This is a genomic window from Companilactobacillus kimchiensis (genome assembly GCF_001438805.1).
Taxonomy (GTDB): domain Bacteria; phylum Bacillota; class Bacilli; order Lactobacillales; family Lactobacillaceae; genus Companilactobacillus; species Companilactobacillus kimchiensis.
This window is the reverse complement of sequence record NZ_JQCF01000023.1, coordinates 33,861-40,520: the sequence shown is the minus strand read 5'-3', so window position 1 is coordinate 40,520 and position 6,660 is coordinate 33,861. Positions and strand designations below refer to the sequence as shown.

Annotated in this window: 4 protein-coding genes; all 4 read right to left on the bottom strand. The window is 36.8% G+C overall.

Features of this window, described 5'->3' with window-relative positions:
- Positions 1-102: 102 nt before the first annotated feature.
- Entirely contained in the window at positions 103-1,041 is a 939-nt protein-coding gene (locus IV57_RS10035; RefSeq protein ID WP_057881384.1) for a manganese-dependent inorganic pyrophosphatase, read from the bottom strand.
- Positions 1,042-1,072: 31 nt separating this feature from the next.
- Entirely contained in the window at positions 1,073-2,032 is a 960-nt protein-coding gene (locus tag IV57_RS10030; protein WP_057881383.1) for a LysR family transcriptional regulator, read from the bottom strand.
- 94 nt (positions 2,033-2,126) lie between these two features.
- Positions 2,127-4,568 carry a DNA topoisomerase IV subunit A gene (gene parC / locus IV57_RS10025; RefSeq protein WP_157051947.1) on the bottom strand — a complete coding sequence of 814 codons (2,442 nt, stop codon included), beginning with the start codon at positions 4,566-4,568 and terminating at the stop codon, positions 2,127-2,129.
- 10 nt (positions 4,569-4,578) lie between these two features.
- Complete coding sequence (parE, locus tag IV57_RS10020; RefSeq protein ID WP_057881382.1) at positions 4,579-6,576, bottom strand: DNA topoisomerase IV subunit B; 1,998 nt, start codon at positions 6,574-6,576, stop codon at positions 4,579-4,581.
- Between the last annotated feature and the right edge of the window lie 84 nt (positions 6,577-6,660).

Below are 6,660 nucleotides of genomic sequence, written 5' to 3'. Positions count from 1 at the left end.
AGCTCAAGAAACTGTTTTGTCACAGCCTCTTATTTATGCGAATGATTATTCACATCTGAGAAATATAAGAATTCTTTTTAGGAAAACACTTACATAATTATCTTAGTTAAATTGTTCTGTCAATGGAGGAACAACTTGTTTCTTACGTGATACGACACCAGGTAAAGCAGCCTTGTTGTCAGTAACTTTAGTATTAAGAGCAGCTTCAACATTCTTAACTGCAGCATCATCACCAATAATAATACCAGTAGTATCACTTGTTAAGATGTTAGTGATCAAAAGGACAAACAAGTTGTAACCCTTATCAGCATTTTCGGCTTTAATATCTTTAACGAAGTCACTTTCACGTTTCAAAGTATCGTTAACGTCAACAGTATTAACTTGGGCAACACGTACACTGTTACCGTTCATATCAAAACTCTTGGCATCCATGTCGATCAATTCAGCAGTTGTTTTGCTGTCAAGATTTGTACCAGCCTTCAACATTTCAAGACCATATGATTCATAGTCGATACCAGCTGTTTGAGCGAGGCTCTTTAAGGCAGCTTTATCTTCTGAGGTAGTTGTAGGTGATTTCAATAACAATGTATCTGAGATGATTGATGAAGCCATAATAGCAGCAATTTGAGCTGGAACTTCAACATCTTCTTCGTTATACATCTTCCAAATGATCGTACTTACACAACCAACTGGTTCAGCACGGTAATATAAAGGTAAAGTTGTTTCAAAATTAGCAATTCTATGGTGATCAACAACATGAGTGATCTCAACATCAGCGATGTCAGAAACACTTTGTTGTCTTTCATTATGGTCAACTAGCATAACTTTCTTAACTTCACCGTTAATAGCAGAAATGATCCGTGGATATTTAACATTGAAATGATCATAAACAAACTTTGTTTCTAGGTTTGGTTCGCCTAAAGCAACTGCTTCAGTGTTAAAACCTAATTGATTTTGTAAATATGAATAAGCAATAGATGCTGAAACAGCATCTGTATCAGGATTCTTGTGTCCGAAAACTAATTCTTTTTCCTTTGGCATGTGTACTATACCCCTTTATAAAATTAATAAATTATCTGGAAGACTTTAATCGATCAATATAACTCATTTTACTTAAGAAATTATCCCACTCATTCAAGAATTCTTCAATACGTGGAATCTTTTCTTTATCTTCTCGATATACAAATGATAAATCACTTGATATAGCAGGTTCAAGTGGTGTTTGGTAAAGCTTAAACATTGATTGATGTGCAATACAAAAACTCAACGGTAGAACGGTATATATATCATCAGATTCTTGCGTAAACTTCAAAAGTTGATACGGCGAAGAGAATCTAGCTACGACTCTTGGCGAATCAATCAAAGCATCCCTGAAACGTTCAGTCAACAGTTCTGAGAAGTAATACGTCTTCAAGTAAGTTGCCCAAGGCCGACTGATAGCATCCTTATAACAGACTGACTTCTTTTTACCAAGTCGTTCATTATTGTGAATCAACATAATATTGTCACTGATGATTTTCTTGGATTTGTAGACTTTCCAACTCTTAATATTCTTATCTGGTAAATACATGATAGCCAAATCTATTCGGTTGTTTTGGATATTATCCCAAAGTTCTTTACGCGTCAAAAGATTTAAATCAATCACGACATTAGGGTTGATTCGATTGTACTCGACAATGAAATCCTCAATTACGACCGATTCAGCCGTGGAAAGTAAACCAATGCTGATCGTACCGCTTTTTTCGGATGATTCCTGTTGAATATGATCGGTCACACTATTGATCAAGTCAAACATTTGATGTGTGGCTTTTAAAAGTGATATTCCTGCATCGGTCAGATAGATTTTCTTACCAACACTGTAAAATAAGGGTGCCCCAACAACATGTTCTATTTTCTTGATCTGTTGAGTCAAAGCTGGTTGCGTAATGCCTAACAATTGAGCCGTTTTGGTATAGCTCATATTCTTAGTCAGCTCATCAAAATAATTTAAGGCTTTAGAACTAAAGACTCTTCTCGATTTTTCGTCTAACAATAAAAGAATCCTCCTAAGTATTTGTGAAAGTAAAAAATAATGTATTCAATTAGATAATAATACTATATAAAGTTAAACTATGCAGTTTATATCCTTACTTTTCTTCAATTATTTTCACAAATCTAGTTGGATTACCATCTGTCTCTGGATCCATAATAAATGACCCATTCGAATAACGATCCGTACTTTGATGATTGGAACGATCTAGTTCGATAACTTTATTGGTATCGGTCACAATCGAAATATCCATATCGTTAGTAACGTTAGTCACTAAGAGAATTCGGTGCGGTTGACGTTTCAACTCACGTAATGTCAAGACACCACGACGAGCTCGACTAGTTATCGGTATTTCAGAAAGTTTCATTTGCTTATATGAGCCACGTTGCGTTAAAACAGCAATTTTTTCATTATCATCAACTGCCATGAAGTAACCAGCTAAAGCATCATCATTCTTCAAACTAACAAACTTCACTCCAATAGCCTTGCCACTTACAACCGGCACTTCAGTGATTGGGAAAGCCGAAGCATACGAATGCTCAGTAAAGACATAGATCAGATTCTTAGCATCTTTTTCTACGTAATACACATCCATTACTCTGGCGGTATCAGCCTTTAATTTGCAATATTTTGAAGCTCTAGATTTATACGTCCGTCCTGGCAATAAATCACTAAAGGCCACTTGCTTGATATAATTCTCATCGGTTCCAATCAAGAAGTTACCCGTTTCTTTCAAATCTTTAAAGACAAAGGCTTTGAGAATTGATTCATCACTATCCAAGCCAATTACTTGCGATAGATGAGAACCAGTTTCTTTCCAACGACTATCTTCAATTTCAAAAATCTGACGATAAATCATATTACCTTTATCAGTAAAGATAAAGACATGATCCAATGTATTAACGTTTTGATCAATAATAGGATAATCTTCATCCTTTAATCCATTATCATCAGCAGTTGAAGCTTGATAAGAACGTAAACTACTGCGCTTAACGTATCCATCATGACTGACCAACAAACGAACATCCTCACTGGCAACCATAACTCGAGTATCGACCTCAATTTCAGCAACTTTAGCTTCAATCTTAGTTCGACGTTTATCGGCATAAGTATCTCGAACCTCATTGAGTTCTTTTTTGATCAACTTCATTAAAGTTTTAGGTTCTTCAATAATTTTGGTAAAAGTTGCAATTTGATCTTTTAGACCCTTATCTTCTTTTTCCAACTCTGTCACATCAGTATTAGTTAAGCGGTAAAGTTGTAGGGAAACAATGGCTTCAGCCTGTTCATCAGTAAACTTGTAAGAAGTTATTAAATTATTCTTAGCATCGGATTTATTCTTACTGCTACGAATAGTTTTAATAACTTTATCTAAAATTGACAAAGCCTTGATCAAACCTTCAACAATATGCAAGCGTTTTTTAGCTTTATTAAGATCAAATTGACTACGACGTAAGACGACGTCCTTTTGATGTTCAATATATTCCTTCAGGATCTGAACCAAACCGACCTGTTGAGGACGCATGTCAGCAATGGCAACCATGTTAAAGTTATATGAAATTTGTAAATCAGTGTTTTTGAACATGTAATTTAAGATTCCGTTAGCATCAACATCCCGTTTTAATTCAATTACGATCGATAATCCTTGACGATCACTCTCATCACGAACTTCAGCAATTCCGTCGACTTTTTTAAGCACACGGATCTCATCCATCTTCTTAACTAAAACAGCTTTATTCACTTCATAAGGAATCTCAGTAATGACAATTTGCTCTTTATGACCACGAATCTCTTGAATCGAAGTTTTTGAACGAAGGTAAACTTTCCCACGTCCAGTCGTATAGGCATCTTTGATTCCAGACTTACCTTGTAAAATACCACCAGTAGGAAAATCTGGTCCCTTAACGATCGTCATCAACTCGTCCAAAGTAATATCTGGTTTATCGATCATCTTGATAGTCGCATCAATTACTTCACCCAAATTATGAGGTGGAATCTCCGTCGCATAACCGGCTGAAATACCAGTGGCACCATTAACCAACAGATTAGGGAATCTAGCTGGTAAAACTTTAGGTTCTTTTTCAGTATCATCAAAGTTCCATTCTTCATCAACAGTATCCTTGTTGATATCACGAAGCATTTCACCCGATATTTTGCTCAAGCGAGCTTCTGTATAACGCATGGCAGCAGGTGGATCTCCATCCATAGAACCATTATTACCGTGCATTTCAATCAAAGGATTCCGTAATTTCCAATCCTGAGACAAACGCACCATGGCTTCATAAATTGAAGAATCACCATGGGGATGAAAATTACCCATGACGTTACCAACACCTTTGGCCGACTTTCTAAAACCCTTGTCAAAGGTATTACCATCCAAAAACATTGAATATAAAATTCTACGTTGAACTGGTTTTAAACCATCCCGAATGTCTGGTAAAGCTCTTTCTTGAATAATTGATTTTGAATATCTCGCAAATCGATCTCCCATGATTTTTTCAAGCGAGATATCCTGAATTTTAGGAGAATTTTCAGTCACTATATATCACCTATTCCTTATTCAATAAATCGTCAACGATTTTACTATCGATTGGATCAGTCTCATCGACCTTTTCTAAGATATTATCCCCTTCTTCGGTACCATTAAAGCGGACGTTCTCTTCGATCCAATCACGTCTTGGTTTAACTTTGTCACCCATTAGGGTTGTTACCCGACGTTCAGCCACGGCAGCATCATCAATATTGACCCTGATCAAGATCCGATTATCTGGATCCATTGTGGTTTTCCAAAGTTGATCGGCATTCATTTCACCAAGACCCTTGAAACGTTGTAACTCATAACCTTTACCCATGCGTTTGATACCAGCTTGCAATTCATCAGGAGTCCAAGCATATTCGATCTTTGTCTTAGCACCCTTCCCTTTTTGCAATTTGTACAAAGGTGATAAAGCAATGTAGACATGTCCTGCTTCAACAAGTGGTCTCATATAACGATAAAAGAAAGTTAACAATAAAATTTGAATATGTGAACCATCATCATCGGCATCGGTCATAATGATCACTTTATCGTAATTACGATCCTCTAGTTTGAAATCAGCTCCAACACCAGCACCAATCGTATAGATCATGGTATTGATTTCCTCATTCTTGTAAATATCTTCCAACTTAGCCTTTTGAGTATTTAATACTTTCCCACGTAATGGCAAGATAGCTTGGAATTTACGATCACGTCCTTGTTTGGCAGAGCCACCAGCGGAATCACCCTCGACTAGGAACAATTCGTTTCTAGCTGAATTCTTTGATTGTGCCGGAGTCAACTTACCAGACAATAAACCATCAGTTTTCTTCTTTTTACCACTTCTGGTACTTTCACGAGCTTTTCTGGCAGCATCTCGAGCTTCACGAGCCTTGAGAGCCTTTTTAACCAGCATCTGGGCCTGTTCACCATTTTCCATCAAGTAGAAACTCATTTGTTCATACACGAGTTGATCTACTGCTGAACGTGCTTGTGGCGTCCCAAGCTTACCTTTAGTTTGGCCTTCAAATTGAAGGATTTCTTCGGGGATACGGACAGAAATAATGGCAGAAAGTCCTTCACGGACATCGCTACCTTCTAGGTTCTTACTATTCCCCTTCAAAAGTCCGACTTTACGAGCATAGTCGTTGAATGCCTTAGTTAAACCAGATTTCATTCCGGCTTCATGTGTTCCACCATCAGTTGTTCGTACATTATTAACGAAAGAAATAATATTCTCAGAATAACCATCATTATATTGACCAGAAAATTCGATTTCAATATCAGAATTCTCGCCTTCAATATAAAAGATGCCACCAAGAGTATCTTTATCACCATTCAAATATTTAACGAATGATTGAATTCCATCTTCATAGTGGAAAATATCTTGTTTCTCTTCTTCACCACGTTTATCTGTAATAGTGAATTTAACACCCTTTAACAAAAAGGCTGATTCTCTTAATCTTTCAGCTAAAGTATCATAGTTATACTTAGTTGTTTGAAAAATTGTAGCGTCCGGCTTAAAACTAATTGTTGTTCCGTTGCCTTCTTTGGTCGAGCCAGTCTTTTTCAAAGTTCCGACAGGATGACCACCATTTTCAAAGCGCTCTTCATAAACCTTATGATCACGAACAACTCGAACCGTCATCCATTCTGACAGGGCATTAACAACTGATGAACCAACCCCATGCAATCCACCGGAGGTTTTGTAACTATTCTCTGAAAACTTACCACCAGCATGCAATACCGTTAAGATGACTTCAATGGTTGGTTTCCCAGAGGCGTGCATTCCAGTTGGCATCCCACGTCCATGATCAACGACGGTAATACTGCTATCTTTATTGATTGATACGTTGATTTCTTTACCGAATCCAGATAAAGCTTCATCAACCGCATTATCAACTATTTCATAAACCAAGTGATGTAATCCACGTGAATCAGTGGAACCAATGTACATACCTGGACGTTTTCGTACAGCTTCTAATCCTTCAAGGATTTGAATTGACGAATCATCATAAGATGATTTTGGCATTTATATCATTCCTTTTTCATTTACTACTAAATTTAATATTCTAGTATTATAACACTATTCACGATATACGAATATACGTTCGTA